25 protein-coding genes are annotated in these 24901 nt (G+C 70.7%); 16 read left to right on the top strand and 9 right to left on the bottom strand.

Annotated features, from left to right (window positions below):
* Nucleotides 1–74: 74 nt before the first annotated feature.
* Both holA and ACFYP0_RS14005 read left to right on the top strand, forming a co-directional pair.
* Complete coding sequence (gene holA / locus ACFYP0_RS14010) at nucleotides 75–1055, top strand: DNA polymerase III subunit delta (protein WP_356979874.1); 981 nt, start codon at nucleotides 75–77, stop codon at nucleotides 1053–1055.
* Entirely contained in the window at nucleotides 1052–1474 is a 423-nt protein-coding gene (locus tag ACFYP0_RS14005; RefSeq protein WP_356979872.1) for a hypothetical protein, read from the top strand. Before holA ends, ACFYP0_RS14005 begins: the two co-directional genes overlap by 4 nt.
* A 122-nt stretch (nucleotides 1475–1596) precedes the next feature.
* Here the strand turns inward: ACFYP0_RS14005 and rpsT are convergent, their stop codons facing one another.
* Together rpsT and ACFYP0_RS13995 are read right to left on the bottom strand one after the other, a co-directional pair.
* Entirely contained in the window at nucleotides 1597–1863 is a 267-nt protein-coding gene (gene rpsT, locus ACFYP0_RS14000; protein WP_030491765.1) for a 30S ribosomal protein S20, read from the bottom strand.
* Nucleotides 1864–2099: 236 nt separating this feature from the next.
* Nucleotides 2100–3086, bottom strand: coding sequence for an aminoglycoside phosphotransferase family protein (locus ACFYP0_RS13995; protein ID WP_356979870.1), 987 nt, complete (start codon nucleotides 3084–3086; stop codon nucleotides 2100–2102).
* Between the two features lie 102 nt (nucleotides 3087–3188).
* On the opposite strand from ACFYP0_RS13995, the gene ACFYP0_RS13990 reads away from it, so the two are divergent.
* The 9 genes from ACFYP0_RS13990 to ACFYP0_RS13950 all read left to right on the top strand — a co-directional run bounded on the left by ACFYP0_RS13990 (nucleotide 3189) and on the right by ACFYP0_RS13950 (nucleotide 12584).
* Complete coding sequence (locus ACFYP0_RS13990) at nucleotides 3189–3725, top strand: DUF4240 domain-containing protein (protein ID WP_355493990.1); 537 nt, start codon at nucleotides 3189–3191, stop codon at nucleotides 3723–3725.
* A gap of 116 nt (nucleotides 3726–3841) precedes the next feature.
* Nucleotides 3842–5719: a translation elongation factor 4 gene (gene lepA, locus ACFYP0_RS13985; RefSeq protein WP_356979867.1), complete on the top strand. Its 1878-nt coding sequence runs from the start codon at nucleotides 3842–3844 to the stop codon at nucleotides 5717–5719.
* 322 nt (nucleotides 5720–6041) lie between these two features.
* Nucleotides 6042–6326 (top strand): GlsB/YeaQ/YmgE family stress response membrane protein, encoded by a 285-nt coding sequence (locus ACFYP0_RS13980; protein WP_030336503.1) that lies wholly within the window; start codon nucleotides 6042–6044, stop codon nucleotides 6324–6326.
* Nucleotides 6327–6850: 524 nt separating this feature from the next.
* A complete protein-coding gene (locus ACFYP0_RS13975) occupies nucleotides 6851–7135 on the top strand; it encodes a GlsB/YeaQ/YmgE family stress response membrane protein (RefSeq protein WP_356979865.1) in 285 nt (94 codons plus the stop codon).
* 251 nt (nucleotides 7136–7386) lie between these two features.
* Nucleotides 7387–8673, top strand: coding sequence for a sugar ABC transporter substrate-binding protein (locus tag ACFYP0_RS13970; RefSeq protein WP_356979863.1), 1287 nt, complete (start codon nucleotides 7387–7389; stop codon nucleotides 8671–8673).
* Nucleotides 8670–9656 carry a carbohydrate ABC transporter permease gene (locus tag ACFYP0_RS13965; protein ID WP_356979861.1) on the top strand — a complete coding sequence of 329 codons (987 nt, stop codon included), beginning with the start codon at nucleotides 8670–8672 and terminating at the stop codon, nucleotides 9654–9656. Before ACFYP0_RS13970 ends, ACFYP0_RS13965 begins: the two co-directional genes overlap by 4 nt.
* On the top strand, nucleotides 9653–10483 hold the full coding sequence (locus ACFYP0_RS13960; protein ID WP_112620147.1) for a carbohydrate ABC transporter permease: 831 nt from the start codon (nucleotides 9653–9655) through the stop codon (nucleotides 10481–10483). Before ACFYP0_RS13965 ends, ACFYP0_RS13960 begins: the two co-directional genes overlap by 4 nt.
* Nucleotides 10484–10599: 116 nt before the next feature.
* Nucleotides 10600–11241: an MOSC domain-containing protein gene (locus ACFYP0_RS13955; protein WP_356979859.1), complete on the top strand. Its 642-nt coding sequence runs from the start codon at nucleotides 10600–10602 to the stop codon at nucleotides 11239–11241.
* A 149-nt stretch (nucleotides 11242–11390) separates the two neighbouring features.
* A complete protein-coding gene (locus ACFYP0_RS13950; RefSeq protein ID WP_386995971.1) occupies nucleotides 11391–12584 on the top strand; it encodes a low temperature requirement protein A in 1194 nt (397 codons plus the stop codon).
* Between the two features lie 27 nt (nucleotides 12585–12611).
* Here ACFYP0_RS13950 and ACFYP0_RS13945 read toward each other — a convergent pair whose 3' ends face one another.
* The 3 genes from ACFYP0_RS13945 to ACFYP0_RS13935 form a co-directional block, all read right to left on the bottom strand.
* Complete coding sequence (locus ACFYP0_RS13945) at nucleotides 12612–13799, bottom strand: low temperature requirement protein A (RefSeq protein ID WP_357010247.1); 1188 nt, start codon at nucleotides 13797–13799, stop codon at nucleotides 12612–12614.
* 184 nt (nucleotides 13800–13983) lie between these two features.
* Complete coding sequence (locus ACFYP0_RS13940) at nucleotides 13984–14886, bottom strand: phytanoyl-CoA dioxygenase family protein (RefSeq protein ID WP_091409805.1); 903 nt, start codon at nucleotides 14884–14886, stop codon at nucleotides 13984–13986.
* A gap of 221 nt (nucleotides 14887–15107) precedes the next feature.
* Nucleotides 15108–15968 carry a hypothetical protein gene (locus ACFYP0_RS13935; RefSeq protein ID WP_386995968.1) on the bottom strand — a complete coding sequence of 287 codons (861 nt, stop codon included), beginning with the start codon at nucleotides 15966–15968 and terminating at the stop codon, nucleotides 15108–15110.
* 321 nt (nucleotides 15969–16289) lie between these two features.
* Here ACFYP0_RS13935 and ACFYP0_RS13930 point away from each other — a divergent pair, with 321 nt between their 5' ends.
* Nucleotides 16290–17054, top strand: coding sequence for an SDR family NAD(P)-dependent oxidoreductase (locus tag ACFYP0_RS13930; RefSeq protein WP_124856729.1), 765 nt, complete (start codon nucleotides 16290–16292; stop codon nucleotides 17052–17054).
* Between the two features lie 47 nt (nucleotides 17055–17101).
* On the opposite strand, the gene ACFYP0_RS13925 is transcribed toward ACFYP0_RS13930, so the two are convergent.
* A complete protein-coding gene (locus tag ACFYP0_RS13925) occupies nucleotides 17102–17911 on the bottom strand; it encodes an enoyl-CoA hydratase-related protein (protein WP_386995965.1) in 810 nt (269 codons plus the stop codon).
* Between the two features lie 19 nt (nucleotides 17912–17930).
* On the opposite strand from ACFYP0_RS13925, the gene hemW reads away from it, so the two are divergent.
* A complete protein-coding gene (hemW, locus tag ACFYP0_RS13920) occupies nucleotides 17931–19154 on the top strand; it encodes a radical SAM family heme chaperone HemW (protein ID WP_386996041.1) in 1224 nt (407 codons plus the stop codon).
* 66 nt (nucleotides 19155–19220) lie between these two features.
* Here the strand turns inward: hemW and ACFYP0_RS13915 are convergent, their stop codons facing one another.
* Nucleotides 19221–19847: a DUF4870 domain-containing protein gene (locus tag ACFYP0_RS13915; protein WP_145792539.1), complete on the bottom strand. Its 627-nt coding sequence runs from the start codon at nucleotides 19845–19847 to the stop codon at nucleotides 19221–19223.
* A gap of 226 nt (nucleotides 19848–20073) precedes the next feature.
* Between ACFYP0_RS13915 and hrcA the strand changes: the two genes are divergently transcribed.
* From hrcA to ACFYP0_RS13900, 3 genes are all read left to right on the top strand, one after another.
* Nucleotides 20074–21096 (top strand): heat-inducible transcriptional repressor HrcA, encoded by a 1023-nt coding sequence (gene hrcA, locus ACFYP0_RS13910; RefSeq protein WP_091409786.1) that lies wholly within the window; start codon nucleotides 20074–20076, stop codon nucleotides 21094–21096.
* A 75-nt stretch (nucleotides 21097–21171) separates the two neighbouring features.
* Nucleotides 21172–22317, top strand: coding sequence for a molecular chaperone DnaJ (gene dnaJ / locus ACFYP0_RS13905; RefSeq protein WP_181518639.1), 1146 nt, complete (start codon nucleotides 21172–21174; stop codon nucleotides 22315–22317).
* A 1-nt stretch (nucleotide 22318) separates the two neighbouring features.
* On the top strand, nucleotides 22319–23053 hold the full coding sequence (locus ACFYP0_RS13900) for a 16S rRNA (uracil(1498)-N(3))-methyltransferase (RefSeq protein WP_386995962.1): 735 nt from the start codon (nucleotides 22319–22321) through the stop codon (nucleotides 23051–23053).
* Nucleotides 23054–23057: 4 nt separating this feature from the next.
* Here ACFYP0_RS13900 and ppk2 read toward each other — a convergent pair whose 3' ends face one another.
* Nucleotides 23058–23969, bottom strand: coding sequence for a polyphosphate kinase 2 (gene ppk2 / locus ACFYP0_RS13895; RefSeq protein ID WP_386995960.1), 912 nt, complete (start codon nucleotides 23967–23969; stop codon nucleotides 23058–23060).
* 72 nt (nucleotides 23970–24041) lie between these two features.
* The gene (locus ACFYP0_RS13890; protein ID WP_386995957.1) at nucleotides 24042–24803 is read right to left on the bottom strand and encodes an SDR family NAD(P)-dependent oxidoreductase; all 762 of its coding nucleotides are present in this window, start codon (nucleotides 24801–24803) and stop codon (nucleotides 24042–24044) included.
* Nucleotides 24804–24901 lie beyond the last annotated feature (98 nt).

Raw genomic sequence — 24901 nt, 5'->3', positions numbered from 1 at the left:
ATTTGCGCTGTGTGCGGGCTGCGCCGATCAAGCAGCGAATGAGCAGGCACGATCCCGCCGCAGGCCGTGCGAATATGGGCGGCGTGACCCCCGCCAGCCTCGCACCCATTCTGCTCGTCCTCGGTGACGAGGAACTGCTCGCCACGCGCGCGGTCACCGAAGCTGTCGCGAAGGTTCGCAGTGTCGACCCCGAGGTGGACGTCCGCGAGTACCAGGCCAGTGCGCTGACCGTCGGCGAGATCGCCGAGATGCTCAGCCCCTCGCTGTTCGGCGGGCAGCGGCTGCTGATCCTGCGTTCCGGCCAGGACGCCCGCAAGGACCTGGTCGCCGCGCTGTTGGCGTACGCGAAGAATCCTGACCCGGAGGTCCAGCTGCTGGTGGTGCACCTGGGCGGTGCCAAGGGCAAGGCGTTCGCCGACGGTCTACGGGCGGCCGGCGCGACGGTGGTCCCGGCCGTCAAGCTCAAGGGGCACCGTGACCGGGTGGCCTTCGTTCGCGACGAGATCCGCCGGGCCGGCGGAAAGTGCACCGACGACGCCGCCGAGGCGCTCATCGCCGCGGTCGGCAACGACATGCGTGAGCTGGCCGCCGCCTGCTCCCAACTGGTCGCGGACACCGATGGGCGGATCAGCGCCGAGACGGTCTCCCGTTACTACCGGGGCCGGGTCGAGGTGACCGGCTTCACGGTGGCGGACGCCACCATGGTCGGCGACGTGCCGGCGGCGCTTGAGGCACTGCGCTGGGCCCTGCACGTCGGGGTCGACCCGGTGCCCATCGCCGACGCCCTGGCCGACGGAGTGCGCACTGTGGCCCGGGTGGCGTCGGCCGGGCGAGGTAGTCCGTACCAGCTCGCCAGCAACCTCGGAATGCCCGCCTGGAAGATCGAGCGGGCACAGCGGCAGGGGCGGGGCTGGACACCGGAGGGCCTGGTCCGGGCCATGCAGGTCGCCGCCGAGTGCAACGCGGCCGTCAAGGGCGGCTCCGACGACCGGGCGTACGCCCTGGAGCGCGCGGTCTTCTCGGTCGCGGCGGCCCGGCAGGGCAGCACCAGGTGACGGGGGCGAACCGCCCGGCGTGGGCCACCATTCCCGTGGACGAGGAGCGTTACCGGCCGCTCTACGCACGGCTCCTCGGCCTGCGGTTCGTCAACCCCGGCGGCGTGCTGTGCTTCCTCTTCTTCGAGGGTGCCATCGCCCTGGCGGTGCTGCTCGCCCTCGCCGAGTTGGTCAGCTGGTGGGCGGTGCTGGTGTTGCCGGTCGTGGTGGCCGCCATGGTGAAGCTCAACGACATGGTGGCCGCGATCGTGGTCCGCTCCGCCGCGCTCGTGCCCGAGCAGGAACGGGACCGGTTTCGCCGGCAGATGGAGCCGGTGGTCGGCCGAGCCCGGGTGGAGTGGATCTCACACAGCGTGCCCGGCGTGGTGATCACCGCCGACACGGTGCCACCGCCCCGGCGGGCCAACCCGTCAGACTGAGCGCCGACCCGTCGGGGCCGGCGCAGAACGGCCGGCCCGGACAGAAACGGCCGACCTCTGGACACACGGAAACCCCGGGCCTGGGGCCCGGGGTTTTCCGAATCAGTCTGACGGTGAAGTCGTCAGGCGGAGAGCGACACCACGCGCTTCGCGATCGCGGACTTGCGGTTCGCGGCCTGGTTGGAGTGGATCACGCCCTTGCTGACGGCCTTGTCCAGCTTGCGCGAGGCGTCCAGCATGAGCGCGGTCGCCTTCTCGACGTCACCGGCCTCGGCAGCCTCGTGGAACTTCCGGACGGCGGTCTTCAGCGACGACTTGACCGACTTGTTGCGCAGCCGGGCCTTCTCGTTCTGCCGGTTGCGCTTGATCTGGGACTTGATGTTCGCCACGCGACAGCCTCGTCTTGATAGCTCGGGTTGGTCAGCTTATTGCGCGTGATGACGAACGTGCGTCATCGCTGCGCGAAGAGCCAGGTTACCAGGTCGCCGGGGACGAGCCAAAACGGCTCGGCCTTCGCGCGGACGGACCCGGCCCGTCGGAGACCAGTTTACGCCAGCGGACACGGCGGCGGCTCACCGCCAGCCCGGCGGCAGGCCGGTCCGCCGCAGCGCCAGGCCGGTCCGCGTCACCGCCAGCCCTGGCGGCGGGCCAGCCAGTCGAGCGACTGCTCGCCGCTCCACCGCTGGTGGGCGGGCAGGTGCGGCGAGGCCGTCGGCGGTGCCGCCGCAGCGCCGGTGAGGTAGTAGCCGGCCAACGCGGCCAGGGTCGCGTCCAGCGCGTCCGAGGGCGCGCCGGCGGTGGCCGGGTGCGTGGCGAAGAGCCGGTCCGCGTCCAGCCCGCTGGCGTACGCGGTGAGCAGCAGGCCGGCCAGGTCGAACCAGGCCGGCCCGGAGCAGACCCAGGTCCAGTCGCAGAACCAGGCTCGGCCGTCCGAGTCGATCAGCACGTTGTCGACCCGCAGGTCGCCGTGGATCAGGCCGGTCGCGCCGGCTGCATACCGCGGGAGGAGGGACTCCAACTCCACCAGCTCGGGCAGCCGGCCCAGCAGCGGCGCGGGCAGTGGTGGGGTCGGCTCCCGACCGGCGGCGACCTCCTCCCACCAGAGGATGTCCGACCGGGCCAGGTCGGCCAGGTGCGGCAGGCCGAGCGAGGTCAGCTCGGCCGGCGGGTCGGCCAGGGCGGCGACGACCTGCGCGTACCCGGCGAGGGTGGCGTCCAACTCGGCGGGTACCCAGGGCAGGTGCGGGGTGTGCCCGTCGACGGCGTCGGTGCAGAGCACGAACCAGCCGGCGGCGGAGAGGGTCCACCGGGGGCGGGGCGCCGGCAGGTCGACCGGCAGCCGGTCGAGGATCGCGGCCTCTCGGGCGTACCAGTCGACCAGATGCGGTTGCTCGGCGGCGGGTGCGGCCTTGACGAAGGCCCGACCACCGTCGGCGGTGTCGAGCACGGCGGCGAACCCGCGGGTGAAGCCCGCGCCCGCGACCCGGGCGGTGACCACCGGCGCGCCGAGCCGTTCGGCGACCGCGGCCCGCAGCGCCGCCGGTAACGCCGGCCACGACGGGCGCAGGGCACTCGCGTGGTACGGCACCGGCGGCAGCAGGGGAGGGGACATCCCACCATGCTGCCCCGGGGTACGTGCGCGACGCACGGCGACACTGCCAGACTGCCAAGCCATGAGGCGCGACGCACGGCGACACTGCCAGACTGCCAAGCCATGAGGACCGAGGACTTCTGGCAGCTGATCGACGAGGCGCGGGCCGGCGGCGGGGGTGAGCCCGGCCCGGTCGCCGCGCGGGCCGTGGCGCTGCTCGCCCAGCGCGACCCGGAGGACATCATCGGGTACGCGCGGCACCAGACGCGGGTGCTGGCCGCCTCGCACAAGGCGGATCTGTGGGGTGCGGCGTACCTGATCAACGGTGGCGCCTCGGCCGACGGCTTCGAACACTTCCGGGGCTGGCTGATGACCCAGGGTCGGGCCGTCTTCGCCCGCGCGGTCACCGAACCGGACTCGCTGGCCGAACTGCCCCAGGTGCGGGCGGCCTCGCTCAGCGGCGAGGAGTTCTCCGCCGAGCAGATGCTCTCGGTGCCGTGGGACGCGTACCGCAAGGCCACCGCGACCGAGTTGCCGGCGGACCGCGACCCGGTGCGGACGCCGGATCTCAACGACTTCTGGGACTTCGACGACGAGGACGAGGCGCGTCGCCGGCTGCCCCGACTGGCCGCGCTCTTCGTCGAGCCGCCGATGGAGTGAGGGGTCTCCGGGCCGTTCCATCGCCCGCGCAGTGGGCGCACCCCGGCGGCGTGGGAACATAGAGGGGGTCGGCGGCGCGCCGGCCTGTTCACGTCAGCCGACCAGAACGGACCGCTGTGCCACCGAAGCTCGATCCCGGCGCGAACGCCCCTGGTGCCACCGACCCCGGTCGCATCCGGAACTTCGGCATCATCGCCCACATCGACCACGGGAAGTCGACCCTGGCCGACCGGATGTTGCAGCTCACCGGCGTGGTCGACCCGCGGCAGATGCGCGCGCAGTACCTGGACCGGATGGACATCGAGCGCGAGCGCGGCATCACCATCAAGAGCCAGGCCGTCCGCATGCCGTGGACCATCCGCGAGGGTGAGCGGGCTGGTGAGCACGCGGTGCTCAACATGATCGACACCCCGGGGCACGTGGACTTCACCTACGAGGTGTCCCGGTCGCTGGCCGCCTGCGAGGGTGCCGTGCTGCTGGTCGACGCCGCGCAGGGCATCGAGGCGCAGACCCTGGCCAACCTCTACCTGGCCCTCGAGAACGACCTGCGCATCATCCCGGTGCTCAACAAGATCGACCTGCCGGCCGCGCAGCCGGAGAAGTACGCCGAGGAGCTGGCCCACCTGATCGGCGGTGACCCCGCGGACTGCATCCGGGTCTCCGGCAAGACCGGCGAGGGCGTTCCGTACCTGCTCGACGAGATCGTCCGGCAGTTCATCCCACCGGTCGGTGACGCCGTGGCGCCCGCCCGGGCGATGATCTTCGACTCGGTGTACGACGTCTACCGTGGCGTCGTCACGTACGTCCGGGTCATCGACGGCCGGATCAGCGCCCGCGACCGGATCAAGATGATGTCCACCGGTGCGGTGCACGAGCTGCTGGAGATCGGCGTCATCTCACCCGAGATGGTCAAGGCCGAGGCGCTCGGCGTCGGCGAGGTCGGCTACCTGATCACCGGTGTGAAGGACGTCCGGCAGTCCCGGGTCGGTGACACGGTCACCATCAACAGCCGGCCGGCGGCCGAGGCGTTGGGTGGCTACAAGGACCCGAAGCCGATGGTCTACTCCGGCCTCTACCCGATCGACGGGTCCGACTACCCGAACCTGCGCGAGGCGTTGGACAAGCTCAAGCTCAACGACGCCGCCCTGGACTACGAGCCGGAGACCTCCGGCGCGCTCGGTTTCGGCTTCCGCTGCGGCTTCCTCGGCCTGCTCCACCTGGAGATCATCCGGGAGCGGCTGGAGCGCGAGTACAACCTCGACCTGATCTCCACCGCGCCCAACGTCGTCTACCGGGCGATCACGGACGACGGCGAGGAGATCGTCGTCACCAACCCGAGCGAATACCCCACCGGCAAGATCGCCGAGGTGTACGAGCCGGTGGTCCGGGCCACCGTGTTGACGCCCAACGACTACGTGGGCGCGGTCATGGAGCTCTGCCAGGGTCGACGGGGCAATCTGCTCGGCATGGACTACCTCTCCGCCGACCGGGTGGAGCTGCGCTACACGCTGCCGCTCGCGGAGATCATCTACGACTTCTTCGACCAGTTGAAGAGCCGTACCAAGGGCTACGCCTCGCTCGACTACGAGCCCACCACCGAGCAGGCGTCCGACCTGGTGAAGGTGGACATCCTGCTGCACGGCGAGCCGGTGGACGCGTTCAGCGCCATCGTGCACAAGGACAAGGCGTACAACTACGGCGTCACCATCGCCGCCAAGCTGCGCACCCTGATCCCACGCCAGCAGTTCGAGGTGCCGATCCAGGCGGCCATCGGCAGCCGGGTCATCGCCCGGGAGACCATCCGGGCGATCCGCAAGGACGTGCTCGCCAAGTGCTACGGCGGCGACATCAGCCGTAAGCGCAAGCTGCTGGAGAAGCAGAAGGAAGGCAAGAAGCGGATGAAGATGGTCGGCCGGGTCGAGGTGCCGCAGGAGGCCTTCATCGCCGCCCTCTCCTCCGACTCCGGCGACGGCAAGGCCGCCGGCAAGAAGTAGTTCGCGCCACCGTACGCGCCCGGGTGCCATCCGCACCCGGGCGCGTCGCGTTTCCGGGCGCCTCCCGTGCGCCGATGTGGGGAGTGTGGCCACCGGGTGCCGAAAATTTTCTGGTCGCTGTCGTGGGGCCGATGGATCGACGAAGTGGGCCTCTACCTGTGTGGACGTACTCCCGCGTCAACCGACGCACCTCCGAAGCATCGACTGCTGACGTTGTCGATTGAGGTGAGTCGGTTTGGGCTTTCGGTGGGTCGGGCACTTAGCCGTCACGACAGGAAGCACACACCTCGTGTGTCAGACATTCTTTTGAAGGAGGGCGACCGTGGAGTTCACCGTGTGGGGCATCATCACTGCGATCGTTGTCGGTCTCATCGTCGGCGCGCTCGGCCGGCTGGTCGTCCCGGGCCGGCAGAACATGCCGATCTGGCTGCACATGCTGATCGGTATCGGCGCCGCGCTGCTGGGCACCGTCCTGGCGCGGGCCATCGGCATCGCGACCGAGACGAGCGGTGTCGACTGGGGCGAGCTGCTGGTGCAGGTCGTGGTGGCCGCGATCGCTGTCGCGCTGGTGGCCGGCGTGGGTGGCCGCCGCCGCGTGACCCGATAACACCACAGCACCAACTCGTACCACTGCGACACCTGGATGGGCGCCCGGCCGAAAGGTCGGGCGCCCATCGGCGTTCCGCCCGCCGCTGCGGACCGCGTCGGTTCGTCGCGCCGGCCTTACGCCCGATCGTCCCCAGCGTGCGGGCCGAGACCTGTCCATGCCCCGAGAGATCTTGGACAGTTTCCGTTCGCGCATGACGGAAACTGTCCAAGATCTCCCAGCTCCGGTTGAAGACGCCATCCGCCTTCGGCGGATGCGGTGGCCTCGATGACCTCGCGTTGAACGTGGCCCGATGGCCGGGGCGCCCGGACGTTCGGAGTGGCTGAGGTGGTCGGGGCGGCGAGGTGGCCCGGTGGCCGGGTAGCCAGGTGGTCGGTGGCCCGCGGTGGAACGTGTCCCTGTCGGCCAAGTCGTGATCGTTTGGTGATCGAAGTCGGTTTGGATTTTCGATGGGTAGGGCAATTAACGGTCACGACAGGAAGCACACGCACCGTGTGTCAGACATTCTTTGAAGGAGGGTGGCCGTGGAGCTCACCGTGTGGGGCATCATCACTGCGATCGTTGTCGGTCTCATCGTCGGCGCGCTCGGCCGCCTGGTCGTCCCGGGCCGGCAGAACATGCCGATCTGGCTGCACCTGCTGATCGGTATCGGCGCGGCCCTGCTGGGCACCGTCCTGGCGCGGGCCATCGGCATCGCGACCGAGACGAGCGGTGTCGACTGGGCCGAGCTGCTGGTGCAGGTCGTGGTGGCCGCGATCGCTGTCGCGCTGGTGGCCGGCGTGGGTCGCCGCCGCAGCGTCACCCGATAACGACCCGGCATCATCTGGCGACACAGCACCACTGGTAGGACAGCACGACTGAAAAGAGCGCCCGGCCGAGAGCCGGGCGCTCTTTCGTGCTGAAAGGCCCAACTTTGGCCGGATGTTGGAGTGCCGGTCGTCGGGCCGCTGCGGTACGGTCGCCACGCTTCGGCCAGTCCTGCCCACTGTCGTAAAGGAATTCTCCGTACTAGGGTGCGGCGGAGAAGGTTAGTTCCAGGCGGCGCGAGGGGAGAAGTGGCGTGAACAGGTGGAAGCGGCTGGCCCCGGTCACCGCCATGGTGGCCTCGGCCGCGATGGTGCTGACCGGCTGTGGAGGCTCCGGCGACGATGCGGCTGACGACAGCAAGCTCACGGTCTGGATGATGGGCGAGGGCGGGGACGCGCAGAACTCCTTCCTCGACGGGGTCGAGGCCGAGTTCCGCCAGAAGCACCCCGACACCGACGTGGTCGTGCAGTACATCCCCTGGCTGGAGGCGCCCAAGAAGTTCCAGGCGGCGCTCGCCGGCGGTGAGGGGCCGGACATCACCGAGCTGGGCAACACCGAGACTCAGGGTTGGGCCGCCCAGGAGGCGCTCGCCGACGTGAGTGGTCGGATGGGCGGCTGGGCCGACGGCAAGGATCTGCTGCCCGACCTGGTGCGCAACGCCCAGCTCGACGGCAAGCAGTACGGCGTGCCCTGGTACGCCGGTGTGCGCGCGATCTACTACCGCACCGACTGGTTCGCCGAGGCCGGCGTGCAGCCCCCGAAGAGCTGGGACGAGCTGGTCACGGTGGCCAAGGCCGTGCAGGCGAAGAAGAAGGGCACCTACGGCATCGCCCTTCCCGGCAACTCCGAGCTGCCCTTCTACTCCTTCCTCTGGGGCGCGGGCGGGGAGATCGCCAGCAACCAGGGCGGCACCTGGAAGTCCGGCTACACCACGCCCGAGGCGCAGCGGGCCGTCAAGTTCTGGACCGACCTGGTGACCGTGCACAAGGTCGCCCCGCCGGCGGCGGCGGGTTGGAACGAGATCGACGCGCGTACCCAGTTCGCCACCGGCAAGGCCGCGATGGCCTTCGCCGGCAGCTGGCAGCAGGGTGCCATCAAGAAGGACAACCCCGAGATCGAGAAGGTCTGGGGTACGTTCCCGATCCCCGGCCCGGACGGCAAGGCGGCGCCCGGTTTCGCGGGCGGCTCGGACGTGGCGATCTGGAAGGACAGCGAGCGGCAGGACCTGGCCTGGGACTACCTGACCGTGCTGCTCAACAAGAAGAACGCGCAGAGCTTCGCGAGCAGCCTCGGCTTCTTCCCGGTCTACAAGGACCTGGTCTCGGGTGACGCGTACGCGAACGACAAGGTGATGGCCGCGTTCGCCACCACCATGCAGAACACCAAGCTCACGCCGCTCACCCCGAAGTGGGTGGAGGTCAGCCGGACGAAGACGGTGACCCAGGCGATGAACAGCTCGGTCATGAAGGGTCAGAAGACGGTCGAGAAGGCTACCGCCGATGCGGCCGGTGAGATGGAAAGCATTTTGAACAGCAAGTGAGCCTACAGACAAAAAGCCCGGAGACGGCCGCCGCGCGGGAGAACCCCGCGCGGCGGCGTCGCCGGGTGGACCGCCTGCCCTACCTGCTGCTCCTGCCCGCCCTGCTGATCATCGGGGTGCTGCTGCTCTGGCCGCTCGGCCAGGTGGTGGTGATGTCCTTCTACCGGCTGAACAGCGTCCGGCAGCTGCGCGGCGATCGGGAGTGGCCGTGGGTGGGGTTCGGCAACTACGTCGACATCCTGTCCGACCCGTTCTTCCTGACCGTGCTGCGCAACACGGTTCTGTTCGCCGCGGCCAACGTGCTGCTCACCATGGTGCTCGGCACCCTGGTGGGGCTGCTGCTCAACCGGCTCGGTCGCAAGATGGCGACGTTCGTGGCCAGCTGCGTGATGCTCGCCTGGGCCACGCCGGCGCTGACCGGCACCATCGTCTGGAAGTGGATCTTCGACGATACGAGTGGCCTGGTCACGTGGCTGTTCAACGCGTTGCCGGACGGGCTCTCGAACAGCCTGTTCGGGCGCAGCGACTGGACCGGCTACGGCTGGTTCAACTCTCCGCTGCTCTTCTTCGCCATCCTCACCCTGGTGGTGGTCTGGCACTCGTTCCCGTTCATCGCGGTGAGCGTGCTGGCCGGTCTCAAGAGCGTGCCGAGTGAGCTGCACGAGGCGGCCCGGGTGGACGGCGCCAGCCCGTGGCGGGTCTTCTGGAAGATCACCTTCCCGTTGCTGCGCCCGGTCTTCGGGATCCTGATCGTGCTCTCCACGATCTGGGACTTCAAGGTCTTCACCCAGCAGTTCGTGCTGGCCGGCGGCACCCAGGACCGGCCGACGTTCATGCTCGCCATCTACTCGTACGCCGAAGCCTTCTCTCCGCCGCCCAAGTACGGGCTCGGCGCGGCCATCGCGGTGATCCTCACGCTGATCCTGCTCGTGGTCACCGGCTTCTACGTACGGATGGTGCTCAGGCAGGAGGACGAGTCGTGAAGAAAATCGCCCTCAACGGCGCCGGGCTGCTGGTCGCGCTCTTCGCGGCGTTTCCGGTCTACTGGATGATCTCCACCTCGCTGAAGCCGAGCAGCGAGATCTTCTCGGCCACCCCGCAGCCGGTGCCGACCCATCCGACGTTGGCGCACTATCGGGAGATCCTGACCGGCAACCTGATCCCCGGCGTCAGTTTCCTCGACTTCTTCCTCAACAGCGCGCTGGTAGCCGTCTCCACTGTGGTGCTCAGCGGTCTGGTGGCGTTGCTCGCCGCGACCGCGGTGGCCCGGTTCCGCTTCAAGCTGCGGACCAGCTTCCTGATCATGCTGCTGGTGGTGCAGATGATCCCGCTGGAGGCGTTGGTCATCCCGCTGTTCCTGATGATCCAGCGGCTCGGGCTCTACAACACCCTGCCCAGCCTGATCCTCACGTACCTCGGTTTCTCGCTGCCGTTCGCGGTCTGGATGCTGCGCGGCTTCGTCGCCGCGGTGCCGAAGGAGTTGGAGGAGGCGGCGGCGATCGACGGGGCCAGCCGGGCCCAGATCTTCCGCCGGGTGCTCTTCCCGCTGGTAGCGCCCGGCCTGGTGGCCACCAGCATCTTCTCCTTCATCACGGCGTGGAACGAGCTGATCTTCGCGTTGACGTTCATCAACGACCAGGGCAGCTACACGCTGCCGGTGGCGATGACCTTCTTCTTCGGTCGGGACGACACCAACTGGGGGCCGGTGATGGCCGCGTCCACCCTGTTCACCCTGCCGGTCATCATCTTCTTCCTGCTGGTGCAGCGTCGGATGGTCTCCGGCCTGGTGGCCGGCGCCGTCAAGGGCTGACCCCCGCGCCGCGAGGGCTGGCGCCGACGCTGAACCGCGCCGCTAGGGCCGGCGCCGATGCTGGCCCCGCGCCGCGAGGGCGGTCGGCGCTGTGGACCGCCACTAGGCTGGCGGTCATGACGGGCAGGGTGGCAGCGGTGAACCTCGGCATCGTGACCGAGGCTGGGTGGGCCGGCGACGCGAGCGGTCGCAGTGGCATCGACAAGCGGCCGGTCGACGGCCCGGTTTCGCTGCTCACCAGCGGCCTGGCAGGCGACTTCATCGGCGAGCGGGCCCATCACGGTGGCCCGGACCAGGCGGTCTACACCTACGCGGAGGAGGACGCTGCCTGGTGGGTGGCCGAACTGGGCCGCGCCATACCGCCCGGCGGCTTCGGCGAGAACCTGACCACCTACGCGGTCGACGTGACGGGCGCGGTGATCGGCGAGCAGTGGCAGGTCGGCTCCGCCCTGCTTCAGGTCACCAAGCCGCGCACCCCCTGCACCACCTTCGCCGGGTTCTGGGGCGTACCGGATCTGATCAAGCGGTTCACCGTCCGGGCATCGCCCGGGGCCTACCTGCGGGTGCTGCGCGAGGGGGAGGTCGGCGCGGGCGACCCGGTCGAGGTGGTGGACCGGCCGGCGCACGGTGTCACCATCGGCGAGGTGTTCCGGGCGACCAGCCTGGAGCCGGAGTTGTTGCCGCGGTTGCTCGACGCCGAGGACCTGCCGGAGCCGATCCGGGAGAAGGCCCGCCGACGCCTCGCCGCCCGAGGCTGACCGGCCGCGACGGCATCCGCCGCGACGCCGCGACGAGCACCGGCAGGCTCGGCGGATCCGACCCGGAAGAACCCCGATGACGGGCCCAGGGACGGACTTGCCCGTATTGTCCCCACGGGGGGCGTGCAGCGGGGACCGGGTGGAGCGCGATGTCGATGACGACGGACGGCGGTGCCGCGGCGGCGTCACCACCCACTCCGGGGCTGGAGCGTCCGGCGTTCCTGGAGCTCTTCTTCGACCTCGTCTACGTCTTCGCGCTGGTCACCTTGGCGACGGTCCTGGCCGACGACCTGACCTGGACGGGCGTCGTCGAGACGCTGGTGCTGCTGCTCGGGTTCACGATGATCTGGGCGCTGACCGTGTGGACGGCGGACAGCGTCGACCTGACCCGCCCGGCCGGGCAGGGGCAGTTCATCTGGGTGGCGGCGGCCAGCCTGCTGTTGGCCGCGCTCGCGGCCGACGCGTACGGCGATCGCCGGCTGCCCTTCGCCACGACGTACGTGGTCATCCACCTCAGTACCGCGGCCTACTACATGCTGGTCGTCTCGCACAGGAGGCCGCCGCGTCGCAGCATCCGGATCCTGATCTGGGAGGCCGTCGCGGGCATCGGCTGGATCGGTGGGGCGCTCGTCGGCGGTTCGGGGCAGCTGGCGATCTGGGTGCTCGCTGTCGTCGTCGAGTATGGAGCGGCGGCGTTGGGCTGGCCGGTGCCCGGGATCGGCCGCTCACGACCGCGTGACTGGCGGCTGGTCGGCGGGCGGGTTGCCGAGCGTTACCGGCAGTTCGTCATCATCGCGCTCGGTGTCTCGATCTTCGTGACCGGAACGACCTTCAGCATGAGCGAGTACACCCTGGAGCGAGCCTGGGCGCTTCTCGTGGTGTTCACCACCATCGTGTTGATGTGGCGGATCTACATCTACCGCGCCGGTGAGCTGCTGACCGACGCGATCGCCCGGTCGTCCAACCCGGCGCTGCTCACCCAGTCCGCCGCGGTCACCCATCTGATCATGGTGGCCGGAATCGTCGGCGCGGCGGTCACCAGCCGGCTCGTGGTGAGCCGCCCGTTGGGCGAGACCCCGCCCTCGTGGGCCGCGGTGATCCTCGGCGGACCCGCGTTGTACCTGGTCGGCCGGGGCGTCCTCGACTTCACCGTGTTCGGGCGGATCTCGCGGTCCCGGTTGGCCGGGCTGGTGCTGCTGGCGGGCCTGGCACCGGCCACGCCCTTGCTACCGCCGATGCTGGTCGCCCTGCTCGCCATGGCGGTGCTGCTCCTGATCGCCGTGGCGAACCTGGTGAGCACCCGGCGACACACGCGTACGCCGGCACCACCGATGCTGCGGTGACTCTCCACGACGGCCGCCGACGGCCCTTCATGGCGATGGCACGGCGGCCCCGACCAGGCGTCTGCGCGCGGCCAGCCCTTCCCCGACCAGGGTGACCAGCAGGACCAGGTTCGCCAGTATCAGGGCGGCCAGGGGCGGGAACAGGAGGGTGGCGGGTGCCACCAGGGCACACAACACCACGATCGCCAGCACCCGGGACCAGAGGGTCCGGCCGGTCACCACGGCATCGAACAGGACGCTGCCGAGCAGGAACAGGACCGGTCCGCCGAGGGTGGCGACCGTCAGCTCGACCGGTGCGCGACCGAACGGCCGGTCGATGACCAGCGAGGTGCTGGTCGAGACCAGCACCACCCCGGCCACCATGACCAGATGGCTGTACGAGGTGGAGGTGCCGGAGCGGACCCGTTCCACAGTTGCGACGCTCGGTGGCGCCAGGATCCGTTGGACCCGCTGGAAGTAGAGCTGGAACAGCAGTACCGCGCTGACGAACGCGACCGCGCTGGTGGCCACCGCGCCGGCCGTGAATCCGCTCCCGGCCAGCCCCGTGCCGGTGCTCAGGATCAACTCGCCGAGCGCGACGATGAAGATCGCCCGGTGCCGCTCGGAGAGGTGCACTCCGGTGAAGATCTGGCTGGCAAGCTCGGTACGCCCCAGCCTCGGCGTCGGCCATCCGACCCGGGCCGAGCCGAGGTCGACCGCCACCGCGAGAGACCAGAGCGCCAGTCGGGCGGTCTCGTCCGCGAACACCCCGGCCACCCAGGGCGTCACGGTGACGCCGAACCAGAAGAACACCCGGATGCTCCTGGCCTGAATCGGCCGGTTCACGCGGGTGCCGGGGATCAGGACGGCGTCGCGGACCAGGTGAATGGCGAAGTAGGCCGCGACGAAGAGCCACCCGTACCGACCGAAGGCGTACGGAGTCGCGATCGCCATCAGCAGGGTGCCGAGCATGACCAGCAGGGTGGTCGCCTGGATGATCGGCAGCCGAGGGTTGAACAGGTCGGTGAGCCACGCGGTCAGCACCCAGACCCACCAGGCGGCCAGCAGCAGGACGGCGGTCTGCGCCGCGCCCCGGACGGTGAGGTCCTCGGCCAGGCTGGCTGCGAGCCGGGAGAACATGAAGATGTAGACGAGATCGAAGAAGAGTTCCAGGAAGGTCGGGTATTCCGGCTCGCCGCGGCGGCGGAGGATCCGGGGGAGCGGAGCGGATGTCACTGCGCTGCCTCCTGTGCCACCGCACGCCCTGGGCGCCGCGCCCCGACCTGCGCACCCGCCACGCTACCGACAGTGCGGTCTCCGGTGTCGGGAACGGGCTGGGCCCGAGCGGTCGGTCCGCGGACGTGAGACGGCCCCCTGCCAACGCTGAGCGTCGGCAGAGGGCCGTCCTACGAGCAGTGGATCAGCGGAGCCAGGGGATGTTGCGGTCGAGCAGGCCGCGCTCCTTGAGCTCCTTGCGGAGCGGGATCTCGTCGTCGACGTACCCGTCCCAGTTGATGCCCCAGTAGTTGGCGGTGTGGGTGCCCTCACCGATCAGCTGGCGCTGCACGGGGGTGCGGTTGCGGTACCACTCGCCGTTCACGTCGGGGTGCAGCTCGTCCAGCGGACGGATCCACCGGTAGGTGTAGCCGACGAAGAGCATCTTGCGGGTGATGGTCGACAGGTTCGTCGACCGCGAGTGCCACTGCCGGCGGTCGAAGATGAAGGCGTCGCCCGGGTTGGCGGTGATCTCCACCGTGCCCTCCGGGTCGGGGTTCTGCACGGTGAGGTCCGCAGGCCGGGGCAGCGAGTTCTTCAGGTGGCTGCCCGGGATGACCTTGGTGGCGCCGCGGCCGGTCTCGGAGAGATCCGACAGCACGTACGCGACCTTCAGCGAGAACATCGGCCGAGGCAGGTTCGGGTCCATCGTCTCCGGGTCGGAGTTCTGCCGGTACCCGTCCTGGTGCCAACCCCAGTACGGCTTCTCCGGCTCGGCGGCCGGCGGGGTGACGTCCAGGTGGTTGTGGTGGGTGTAGATGTTCCAGCCGGCCAGCCCCCACATGTACGGGAAGGCGATCGGGTGGGTCAGCAGCTCACCGAAGAGCTCGTCGCGCTCCAGGAAGCCCAGCAGGTGCAGGGTGCCGTCCTTCTTGGTGGTGCCCTTGGCCTGCTCCTCCGCGTAGACGCGGTCGACCGCCGCCTCCAGCGCCGCCCGGTGGTCCTCCGTCAGGACGTTGCGCAGCAGGAGGAAACCCTGCTCGTGGAACTCCTTGCGGTCAGTGTCGCTGATCGGTTCGTAACCGGTCCGGTCGCCGTAATCGAACACCGCGTCGTACCCCTCCCCATGAGGTGAAACCTTTTCTGGCACAGGCCGCCGATCGTAACGCGGTGGCCCAGGCACCGGGGAGGGCGTGGCGCGGTATTGGGCCATGGCGGGACCCCACGCAGCGGAAGAAACGCACAGAGTGAGATCTCAGCGATCAATAATGCGATTCCGTGCCTATTGCCCGATTGTGCGGTGACTGCCGGTTAAGAGATCCGGGTCGGTCAACCCTCGTTGAACACTTCGGCGACCACCTGGCCGGCGGGGTTCTGCCCGCCGTCCACCCGGCCCCACGAGCCGTCGCGGGCGGTCCACTCCAGGTCGCCGAAGCGGACCCGCTTCACGCCGTGGTCCTGGGCGTGCGAGACCAGCCAGTGCGCGTACCGCCAGCCGTCGCGCTGGTCGCCCGGAGTCACCGCCAACCCGGTCTGGTCGGTCGGGTCGGTGCCCTTGAGCCCCCAGTCCAGCACCAGGTTGCGGGTCAGTTGTGCGGCCGCCGCCGCGCCGTGCATCACCGGGGTGCGCCCCACCGAGCAGGCGACAGCGCCGCTCGCGTCGCCGAGCAGGGCCCGGCTGAGCACCTCGGAGTCGTCGGCCCACTTCTGGTACGCCTCGGGGAACGCCGAGCGCTGCACCCGCTGGGCGGCATCGGTGACCCGCATCTCCTCCCAGCCGCGCACCTTCTTGAGGGCCGCGTAGAACCGGTTGGCCGCGTAGCGCGGGTCGCGGATCTGCGTCGGAGTGCCCCAGCCCTGGCTTGGCCGCTGCTGGAACAGGCCGACCGAGTCGCGGTCGCCGTCGGCGAGATTGCGCAGCCCGGACTCCTGGTACGCGGTGGCGAGCGCGACCACAACGGCCCGCTCGGGCATTCCACGCTTCGCGCCGATCGCGGCGATGGTCGCCGCGTTGGCCATCTGGTCCGCGTCCAGGGCGACCCGTCCGTCGGCCTGCACTGTGCACTTCCGTGCCACCAGCGGCAACGTGAGGTTGTCGCCCACCTGCCGTACGACGAGCCAGATTGCGATCACGGCGACGAGGATGAGCACCACTCCACCCGCCACGGTTGCCCGAGTTCGCACCCACACCCCCAGATCGACAGTCTGACAAGCGTACGTCCCCGCAGGCCCTCCGCGGGTCGTCCGAGTGGTTCGGGCCCAGCCTGGCCGACTCCGACCGGTTCGGGGTCCGCTCCGCTGTCGCGTACCGGTTGGCGACGTTCCCGCTCCGGTCGCGATCTCACCTGCCACGTCGTTTTCGTCGCCCGCCCCGGTGCAGGGCTGTCGTGAGCGTCACAGGGTAACCGATAACGGGAAGCGATTGATCGGTCAAGGACTTACCCGGTTGACATGTCAATCCGACCTACCTCCCGTACCCGGGCGCGTGGTCGACGAACGAGGAGGAGTTCCATGGGAACGCTCGATGGCAAGGTCGTGCTGATCACCGGCACCGGCGGTGGTCTGGGCCGCGTCGCGGCGCTGACCTTCGCCCGCGAAGGCGCGAAGGTCGTCGGGGCCGACCTCCAGGTCGCCGGTAACGACGAGACTGTCGAACTCGTCCGTCGTGCCGGCGGCGAGATGACCGGCATCGCGCCGGTCGACCTCACCGACCCCGAGCAGGTACGCAAGCTCGTCGACGACGCCGCGGCCGCCTACGGCGGGCTCGACGTCGTCTACAACAACGCAGCCGCGCTCCGCTTCGGCCCGATGCCCGACTTCTCCGTGCAGGACTGGCGCTACACCATCACCGGAGAACTCGACATTCCGTACTTCGTGTCGAAGTACGCCTGGCCGCACCTGGTCCGGCGCGGTGGCGGTGTCATCATCAGCGCCGCCTCCATGGCCGGGATGATCGGTGGCCACGTCCCGCCGATGGTCGGTCACACCGCCGCGAACGCCGGCATCATCGGCATGACGCGACAGCTCGCCCTCGAAGGAGCGCCCCACGGCATCCGCGCGGTGGCGGTCAGCCCCGGGCCCACCCTCACCCCGGCCAGCGAACGCGACCTCGGTGACAACCAGGAGGCCCGGGACGCCATCACCGCCAAGACGCTCCTCAAGCGCTTCGCGCGCCCCGAGGAGGTCGTCGAGCTGGTGGTCTTCCTCGCGTCCGACCGGGCGTCGTACATCACCGGGGCGAACTACCCGGTCGACGGCGGCGCGACCGCCTGGTGACCCGACCGAACCGAGGGCGCCACCGACCAAAGGCGGCGCCCTCGGTCCTACCCGGCATGATCAGCGGAACCGCCGTCCAGAGCGGGCACCCATGGAGCCGATCGCTTCTCCCGGAAGGCCATGACCCCCTCGCGCCCCTCGTCGGAGAGGAAGTAGCCGGTCGAGACGGCGGAGAGGCGAGCCAGTTCGGCGCGCAACTCGGCGGTACCCGGTCGGCGCAGCAACTCCTTCGCGCCGGCCAGCGCCCCGGGCGCGCCGCGCACCAGCGAGTCGCAGTAGCCCCGTACCGCGTCGTCCAACCCGTCCGCCGGGACCGAGGCCGTCACCAGGCCGATCTCGGCGGCCCGGCGACCGTCGAAGGTGTCCCCGGTCAGGTACAGCTCGGCGGCGGCGCGGGGGTGCAGCCGGGGCAGCACGGTCGCCGAGATCACCGCCGGGATCACTCCGATGCGTACCTCGGTGAACGCGAAGGTCGCCTCGTCGGCGCAGACCGCCAGGTCGGCGGCCGCGATCAGGCCCAGCCCACCGGCCCGCGCCGGCCCGCCGACCCGGGCCAGCACCGGCTTCGGGCACTCCCAGAGCGCCGCGAGCACGTCACCCAGCATTCCGGCTGGCACCGTCCCGCTGGCGTACGCCGCCGCGGTCTCCTTCAGGTCCGCGCCGGAGCAGAAGACCGGGCCGGTGTGGTCGAGCACGATCATCCGAACCGCCTCGTCGGCGACGGCGTCGGCCAGCCCCGTCAGCAGTTGGGTCATCAGCGCCGTGGAGAGCGCGTTGCGGTTGTGCGGGCTGTCCAGGGTGAGGGTGGTCACCCCGCGGGCCGTGGCGACCCGCACGAGGACGTCGGGAGAGGTCATGCCGGGCACACTAGTGGCCATGCCCGGCGTCCTTCCAGATGGTGAGACCGTCCCCGTCGACGGATCGTTGCCCGCCACCGCCACCGCGGCGGTCGGCGCGCGCGGCTTCGGCGTGTACGTGCACGTGCCGTTCTGCGCCAGCCGCTGCGGATACTGCGACTTCAACACCTACACCGCCGCCGAACTGGGCGGCGGTGCCAGCCGCGAGGGGTACGCCGACACCGTGCTGGCCGAGCTGACGCTCGCCGCCCGGGTGCTCGGCGACACCCCGCCGCCCCGGGTCGACACCGTCTTCGTCGGCGGCGGCACCCCGACCCTGCTCCCCGCCGACGACCTGGCCCGCATCCTCGACGGCATCGACCGCACCTGGGGGCTGGCCGCCGACGCCGAGGTGACCACCGAGGCCAACCCCGAGTCGGTCACCCCGGAATCGTTGAAGCTGCTGCGGGCCGCCGGCTACACCCGGATCTCGCTGGGCATGCAGTCCGCCTCCCCGGGGGTGCTAGCGATCCTGGACCGCAAACACAGCGCCGGCCGGGCCACCGCCGCCGCCCTGGAGGCGCGCGACGCCGGGTTCGAGCACGTCAACCTGGACCTGATCTACGGCACCCCGGGGGAGCGGGCCGAGGACTTCGCCGCCTCACTGGAGCAGGTCGTCGCCGCCGGGGTGGACCACGTCAGCGCGTACGCCCTGATCGTCGAGGACGGCACCAGGCTCGCCGCCCGGATGCGGCGTGGCGAGCTGGCGTACCCCAGTGACGACGTGGCCGCGGACCGCTACCTGGCCGCGGAGGCCGCGCTCGACGCGGCCGGGCTCTCCTGGTACGAGGTCTCCAACTGGGCCCGCACCGAGGAGGCTCGCTGCCGGCACAACCTGCTCTACTGGACCGGCGCGGACTGGTGGGGGCTGGGGCCGGGGGCGCACAGCCACGTCGGTGGGGTGCGCTGGTGGAACGTGAAGCACCCCTCGGCGTACGCCAAGCGGTTGGCCGCCGGGGAGTCTCCCGGCCTGGCCCGGGAGGTGCTCACTGTCGACGAGGCGCACATGGAGGACGTGATGCTCCGGCTGCGGCTGGCCAGCGGCCTCCCGCTGGGGGTGCTCGACGCCACCGGCCGGGCCGGCGCCGAGCGGGCGCTGGCCGGCGGCCTGCTGGCCGCCGACGAGTACGCCGCCGGCCGGGCGGTGCTCACAGTGCGCGGGCGGCTGCTCGCCGACGCGGTCGTCCGCGACCTGCTGCCCTGAGGACACCGCCGCCCCGGAACCGGGGCAGCGGTGTTCCGGACCGGCCGGGGGAGCGGCCGGCCCGGTTCACTTGATGAAGTTGGCCGTCATCGGGTAGCGGTACGGGGTGCCCTCGTTGGCCTTGATGCCGGCGATGATCCCGAACAGGATCTGGATCACCACGACGGCGATGCTGGGCAGGAAGAGCAGGCACCAGCTCACGAAGAGCAGCACGAACGCGATGATCGACCAGAGGATCTGGAAGTTCAGGGCGGCCAGGGCGTGCGCCCGGACGGTCGGCGACTGCTGGCCGCGGGCCAGGTAGGCGATCAGCGGGGCGACGAAGCCCAGCGGACCGAAGCTGACCAGCGCGCCGAGGGCCCCGCCGAAGTGCGCGACCAGGGCCCAGGTCTTGTCCTCGTTGTTGGCGTAGCCGCCGCCGGGGCCGCCGTAGGCACCGCCGGCCGGGTAGCCGCCGGGCGGGGGATAGCCCCCGGGTGGGGGGTAACCGCCTGCCGGAGGGTAGCCGCCTGACGGCGGTTGGTCACCGGTGGGCGGCGGATAGCCACCGGGCGGGGGATAGCCGGCCGGCCCGGGCGCCCCGGACAGTGGTGCGGTGGGCGGCTCGGCCGACGGGGACGGGCCTGGGGAGGTGGGCTCCGGCGGGTAGTTGCCGGGGTCGCCCGACCCGGGAGGGCGAGGAGGTTCAGTCATGGATGTCACGGTAGGGGCCCGTGGCAACGCCGCACCAGAGCGACACCGCCTGGCAGTGTGGGCCGATCGGCCCAACGCAGGTGGCGTGGACCGCACCGACGGGTGGCCGTTGATCATCGCGTCGGCGGGCCCGCCGACGTAGACTGGCACTCGTTACAGTCGAGTGCCAGGACGGCCCGGCCGGCCCAGAGCGCCGGCGGCCGACGTGCGACAGGAGGTGCGGAGGATGGGTCTCGACGACCGTAAACTCGCCGTGCTCCGCGCCATCGTCGAAGACTACGTCTCCACCCAGGAGCCGGTCGGCAGCAAGGCGCTGGTCGAGCGACACCAGCTCGGGGTCTCCCCGGCCACGGTCCGCAACGACATGGCCGTGCTGGAGGAGGAGGGCTACATCCGGCAGCCGCACACCAGTGCCGGCCGGGTGCCCACCGACCGCGGCTACCGCCTCTTCGTCGACCGGTTGTCCCGGGTCAAGCCGCTCAGCCCGGCCGAGCGCCGGGCCATCGAGCGCTTCCTGGTCGGCGCGGTCGACCTCGACGACGTGGTGCACCGCACGGTGCGGTTGCTCGCCCAGCTGACCCGGCAGGTCGCCGTCGTGCAGTACCCGAGCCTGGCCCGCTCCTCGGTGCGTCACCTGGAGCTGGTGCCGATCTCCACCACCCGACTGATGCTCGTCATGATCGCCGACACCGGGCGGGTGGAGCAGCGACTCGTGGAGCTGCCCGGGCCGGTGCCCGCCGACGACGTCACCGACCTGCGCCGACTGATCAACGAGAAGCTCGCCAACGCCCGGCTGTCCGAGACGCCGCCGCTGGTGCAGGCGCTGGTCGAGGAAGCGCCGACCGGCCTGCGTCCGACCATGACCACGCTCGCCACCGTCCTGCTGGAGACGCTTGTCGAACGGCACGAGGAGCGGATCGCGCTCGCCGGCACCGCGAACCTCACCCGGGGCGGCCTGCTCGACTTCCAGGGCTCCCTGCGGCCGATCCTCGAAGCCCTGGAGGAGGAGGTCGTGCTGCTCAAGCTCATCGGTGAGACCGAGCCGAGCACGACCCGGGTGCTGATCGGCGACGAGAACGAGTTCGACAACCTGCGCGCCGCCTCGGTGGTCAGCACCGGGTACGGCCCGGGCACCACCATCGTGGGCGGCCTGGGGGTGCTGGGGCCCACCCGGATGGACTACCCCGGCAACATCGCCACGGTGCGCGCCGTGGCACGCTACGTGGGCGAGTTGCTGGCCCAGAACTGATTGGTCAGGGCCGATGCGGCCGGCTGCGGCCGCCGACCGGCGCAACGCGAGACGAACATGAGGACACGGAACGCAGTGGCCAGGGACTACTACGGCATTCTCGGTGTGAGCCGGGAAGCCTCCGATGACGAGATCAAGCGCGCCTACCGCAAGCTGGCACGCCAGTTCCACCCGGACGTCAATCCGGACCCGGAGGCTCAGGAGAAGTTCAAGGACATCAACGCCGCGTACGAGGTCCTCTCGGACGACCGGAAGCGGCAGATCGTCGACCTGGGTGGCGACCCGCTCGCCCCGGGTGGCGGCGGTGCCGGCGGCCCGGGTGGCCCCGGAGGCGCCGGCCCGTTCGTCGGTTTCCAGGACATCATGGACGCGTTCTTCGGCGGTGCCGGAGGTGGCGCCCGTGGCCCACGGCCGCGTACCCGGCCGGGCGCCGACGCGATCCTGCGGCTCGAACTCGACCTGCACGAGACGGCCTTCGGTGTGGAGGCCCCGATCACCGTCGACACCGCGGTGCTCTGCACCACCTGCTCCGGGGCCGGCACGGCCGCCGGCACGCACCTGGCGACCTGCGAGGCGTGCGGCGGTCGGGGCGAGGTGCAGTCGGTGCAGCGCACCTTCCTCGGCCAGGTGGTCTCCGCCCGGCCGTGCACCGTGTGCCAGGGCTACGGCACCACCATCCCGCACCCCTGCCCCACCTGCGCCGGCGACGGCCGGGTGCGGACCCGCCGTTCGCTGACCGTCAAGATCCCGGCCGGCGTCGAGGACGGCATGCGGATCCGGCTGGCCCAGCAGGGCGAGGTGGGCCCCGGCGGTGGCACCGCCGGTGACCTCTACGTGGAGATCCACGAACGCCCGCACGACGTGTACTCCCGCAAGGGCGACGACCTGCACTGCCGGGTCACCGTGCCGATGACGGCGGCGGCGCTGGGCACCCGGCTGACCATCAAGACGCTGGACAGCGAGGAGACCGTCGACGTCAAGGCCGGCACCCAGCCGGCCAGCACGCTGCGACTGCGCGCCCGGGGCGTGCCGCACCTGCGCGGCACCGGCCGAGGCGACCTCTACGTCCACCTGGACGTGCGGACGCCCACCAAGCTCGACCCGGACCAGGAGAAGATGCTGCGCGACTTCGCCAAGACCCGTGGTGAGGAGGTCGCCGAGCTGTCCAAGCAGGGCGGCTTCTTCTCCCGGATGCGCGACGCGTTCAACGGGCACGCCTGAGGTGTCCGCACCGCTTTTCCTGGTCGATGCGCTGCCCACCGGCGACGCGCTGACCCTGGACGGCCCGGAGGGGCACCACGCCGCCACCGTGCAGCGGTTGCGCGTCGGCGAGGAGCTGCTGCTCGCCGACGGTCGGGGCGGCACGGCCGCCGCCGTGGTCACCGCCGTCGGCCGGGGCAGCCTGGAGGTCACCATCACCTCCCGGGGGTACGCGGACGCGCCCGTACCCCGGCTGGTGACCGTGCAGGGCATCGCCAAGGGCGACCGGGGTGAGCTGGCCGTGCAGGCGATGACCGAGGTCGGGGTGGACGAGATCGTGCCCTGGGCGGCCTCGCGTTCGGTGACCCAGTGGCGCGGCGACCGGGGCGTACGCGCCCGGGAGAAGTGGGTGGCCACCGCCCGGGAGGCGGCCAAGCAGGCCCGCCGGCCGTGGCTGCCGGTGGTGGCCGGTGCGCCGGACGAGTCCACCGCCACCGTTGCCCGCCGGATCGCCGGTGCCGCCGTCGGGTTCGTGCTGCACGAGGAGGCCGACGACCGGCTCACCACCGCCGAGCTGCCCTCCACCGGCGAGATCGTGCTGGTGATCGGCCCGGAAGGTGGCATCGCCCCGGCCGAGTTGACCGCCTTCGCCGAGGCCGGCGGGCGACCCGTACGCCTCGGGCCGGCCGTCCTGCGCACCTCCACTGCCGGGGTGGCGGCCCTCAGCGTGCTCGCCACCCGCCTCGGCCGCTGGTGATCGTTCAGGGCCTCGGGAACACCGGTACGACCTCCTCCTCCGGCCCCAGGTCCAGCCCAGCGTTTCCGATGATCTGCGGGTCCGGTGTGCCGACCACCTCGGGGTCCTTGCCGGTGTAGTCGAAGCGGTGCAGCACGTGTCGTATCGCCTCGAGCCGGGCCCGCTTCTTGTCGTTGCTCTTCACCACCGTCCACGGCGCGTCGGCCGTGTCGGTCCAGAAGAACATCGCCTCCTTGGCCTCGGTGTATTCGTCCCACCGGTCGAGTGAGGCGATGTCCATCGGGGACAGCTTCCACTGCCGGACCGGGTCGACCTGACGGATCGCGAACCGGGTGCGCTGCTCGTTCTGGGAGACGGAGAACCAGAACTTGACCAGCCGGATGCCCGAGCGCACCAGCATCCGTTCCAGCTCCGGGGCCTGCCGCAGGAACTCCAGGTACTCCTTACGGCTGCAGAATCCCATCACCCGCTCCACGCCGGCCCGGTTGTACCAGGAACGGTCGAACAGCACGATCTCGCCGGCCGCCGGCAGGTGTGCCAGCCACCGCTGGAAGTACCACTGGGCGGCTTCCCGCTCGTCCGGCTTGGCGAGCGCCACCACCGACGCGCCACGCGGGTTGAGGTGCTCCATGAAGCGCTTGATGGTGCCGCCCTTGCCGGCGGCGTCCCGGCCCTCGAAGAGGATCACCAAACGCTCGCCGGACTCCTTGATCCAGTCTTGGAGCTTCAGCAGCTCGATCTGGAGCAGCCGCTTGTCACGGTCGTACTCCTCGCGGTCCAGTCGCTCGTCGTACGGGTAGTCCTCACGCCAGGTGTCGACGGGGGTGCCGTCGGGGCGGAGCAGGACAGGGTCGTCGTCGTGGCCATCGGCCACCCGGTAGTCGGCGGTGAGGTCCAGCAGCGCGGAGTCGGCCATGTCGGTGAGACTTACCCGCCCACGAACCGCCAACCACCTCCCTGGCCAGGTGATCTGCCGCCGGCGTCGACCTCAACTGCGCAGGTAGGAGGCGCCGTTGAGGTCGATGATCGTGCCGGAGGCCCACTCGGCCTGCGGCGAGGCCAGCCAGTGCACGGCGGCGGCGATCTCCTCCGGTTTGCCCACCCGGTCGAACGGGCTCTGCGCCCGGATGGCCACGCCCTCCTCACCGCGCAGGTACTCGGTGACCATGTCGGTCGCCACGAAGCCCGGCGCGACGGTGGCGACCGCGATGCCGTACGGCGCGAGCGCCACGGCGAGGGACTGGCCCAGCGCGTTCAGCCCCGCCTTGCTGGCGCCGTACGCCGGCTGGTGCGGCTCGCCACGGAACGCGCCACGGGACGAGACGTTCACGATCCGCCCACCGCGTTCGCGCATGTGCTGGGCGGCACACCAGATGACGTTGCCGGCGCCGGTCAGGTTGGTCTCCAGCACCTGCCGCCACCGCTGCTGCCACTCCTCGTACGAGGCGCCGAAGATCGGGTGCGGGTCGTCCCGGTCGCCGTACGTCCCGGCGTTGTTGACCAGCACGTCCAGCCCGCCGAGCAGTTCGGCGGCCCGGTCGACCATGACCCGGACCGCGTCCGGATCGGTGAGGTCGGCGCGGACCACCACGTGCCCGGTGCCCGGTAGCTGCGCGCGTAGTTCCTCGGCCGCGTCGGCGGAGTCGCGGTGGTGGATGGCCACCCGGTCGCCGCCGGCTGCGAACGCCTTCGCCACCGCGCGGCCGATCCCACGCGAGGCCCCGGTCACGAGTACCGCCCGATCCGTCATGCCGGCCATCCTGCCTCAGCCGTACCTTCCCTGCGAACGGGCCTGCGGCGCACCCGGCGCCGGAGCGCCCCAGGCCCGTGAGTCCTTACACTGCCCCG

This window comes from Micromonospora arida, assembly GCF_042873195.1.
In the GTDB taxonomy this organism is placed as follows: Bacteria; Actinomycetota; Actinomycetes; order Mycobacteriales; family Micromonosporaceae; genus Micromonospora; species Micromonospora arida.
Note: the sequence above shows the minus strand (reverse complement) of the source record. Positions and strands in the feature narration are given on the sequence as shown.